Consider the following 1,726-nt stretch of genomic DNA (forward strand, 5'->3'; position numbering starts at 1 on the left):
GGTGACTTTGGTGCTGTTGCTGCCGACGGTGACGCCAATGCCCCCGGTGCTCATCAGGCCGGATTTTTTCTGCTCATACAGGTGAGATTCACTTTCACTCTGCTGCGCGGTGCCGATAGTGATGTTCTCTTTTGCGCGCAGATTGATATCGTTATCGGCCACCACATTGCTGCCCATCACCGCGATATTTTTACCACTGACATCGATAGATCCCGCCGATAGCATTGACCCCACCTCCAGTGTCTGGTTAATACTGTCTTCGGTGCGGGTGGTGGTGCTGGACGCCAGACTTTTACTGATACCGGTATGATTACGCTGCTCATCATGTTGTTCAGTCTGGGTGGTGAGGTTGACATCCCCGCCCGCCGCCAGCTTCAGCGCACCGTCGGTTTGTACCGCACTGGCACTGATATTGATGTCTTTTGCTGCCTGCAAATTGATGTCGCCGGTGGCATTCAGCTGGCTGCCTCGCAGGGTTTCATCATAAAGCTCCACTGAGCTGGTATGGCGCTTGCTCGAGGATTCACCGCTGACTTGCAGGCTGTCGGTCGCCGCACTGAGGTTAATATTTTGCGCTTGTACATCAATGGTGCTGGCATTGATGTTAGCCCCCACCGCGGTCAGATTATTCACATTGGCGGTTAGCGCACCACCGACATTCACCTCACTGCCCAGATGGCGAATATGCTCACTGGTGGCGCTGCCACTACCATAATTTGCACTTATCTGGTCGCGGGTTTGTACCGTATTGAGCAGCCAGTCACCGCCAGCCAGCGGCCCCAGCAGGGTTTGAGTGAACGGTGTTACTCCTTGGCAGGGATTACTTTTTAAATAATTGATCCAGAAAAATCAGCTATTTCTTCTTGTGTTAGATTATCTAAAAGTAAATGAGTAATGTTTCTCTCAGAATTTACTCCTAAATAAAAAGAGTCACTGCATTTTATCCAGTTAGTTCTATCTTGCTCTTCATTAATGGCAACCAAGATAGAACTAGGTGATATAAAAACCTGAATATCAAGATTAAAATCTTCGATAAAACGCTGAACAAAATCATCACTATCAGAACATTGCCATAATCCCAAACTAACGATTGGAAACCCATATTCACAATCTAACAACTCTACCTGGACATTATCTACCTTATGGACAGAGTCAGGATCCATAATCACTAATGTGATAGCCGATAAAAATCCATTTTCAGGCAATACGGCCAGTTCGATAAGACTCTTCTTCCCATCTCCAGCTCGCCAATACAAAGGAGGAAAGTCTATAGGATCAACAAGTTTTACATCAATAGGAACGTAACCATCAATGCTGATGGCTACTGTATGAGATTCATTAACTACACTATCAACGGTTAATTTCATTATTTATACAGCGCATGTTTTAATACTGGATAAGGATCAGTAGGTCGCTGGCTAAATATTAGCTCCCAGCTCCCAACCTGCATTACTTCATTAAACTTGAAACCTTGAGAAGATGCATTTTGAACAGCACTCTGAAGGCTGGTTAACATAGCTTGGCTTCCCTCTGACGTACTATTAGATAATCCATTTCGAGTTAAATACTCACCCATATGTTTAGTTGCATTTGGGTTTACCCAAACAGTTTGCCCATTAACATTTAACTCAAAAGACTTCGGAATTGAGGTTCCTGGTATCGCAGGTTGAGTTGCCTTAATTGAATCGAAAACGGTTCCAGTTGGCAGTTGGCTATTCTTCGCCGC

General features: G+C 45.4%; 1 protein-coding gene and 2 pseudogenes. All 3 read right to left on the bottom strand.

Going from position 1 to position 1,726, the window contains the following annotated elements:
• Positions 1 to 768: pseudogene (locus YROHD0001_RS00105) on the bottom strand (hemagglutinin repeat-containing protein); the annotation flags it as partial.
• 59 nt (positions 769 to 827) lie between these two features.
• Complete coding sequence (locus YROHD0001_RS00100; RefSeq protein ID WP_004716946.1) at positions 828 to 1,367, bottom strand: hypothetical protein; 540 nt, start codon at positions 1,365 to 1,367, stop codon at positions 828 to 830.
• Positions 1,367 to 1,726, bottom strand: a pseudogene (locus tag YROHD0001_RS19960) (VENN motif pre-toxin domain-containing protein); the annotation flags it as partial. The gene YROHD0001_RS00100 and the pseudogene YROHD0001_RS19960, both read right to left, overlap by 1 nt.

This window comes from Yersinia rohdei ATCC 43380 (genome assembly GCF_000173775.1).
In the GTDB taxonomy this organism is placed as follows: Bacteria; Pseudomonadota; Gammaproteobacteria; order Enterobacterales; family Enterobacteriaceae; genus Yersinia; species Yersinia rohdei.

Coding starts and splice junctions, on each gene's coding strand:
- YROHD0001_RS00100 (WP_004716946.1), bottom strand. CDS start 1,367: ATGAAATTAACCGTTGATAGTGTAGTTAATGAATCTCATACAGTAGCC.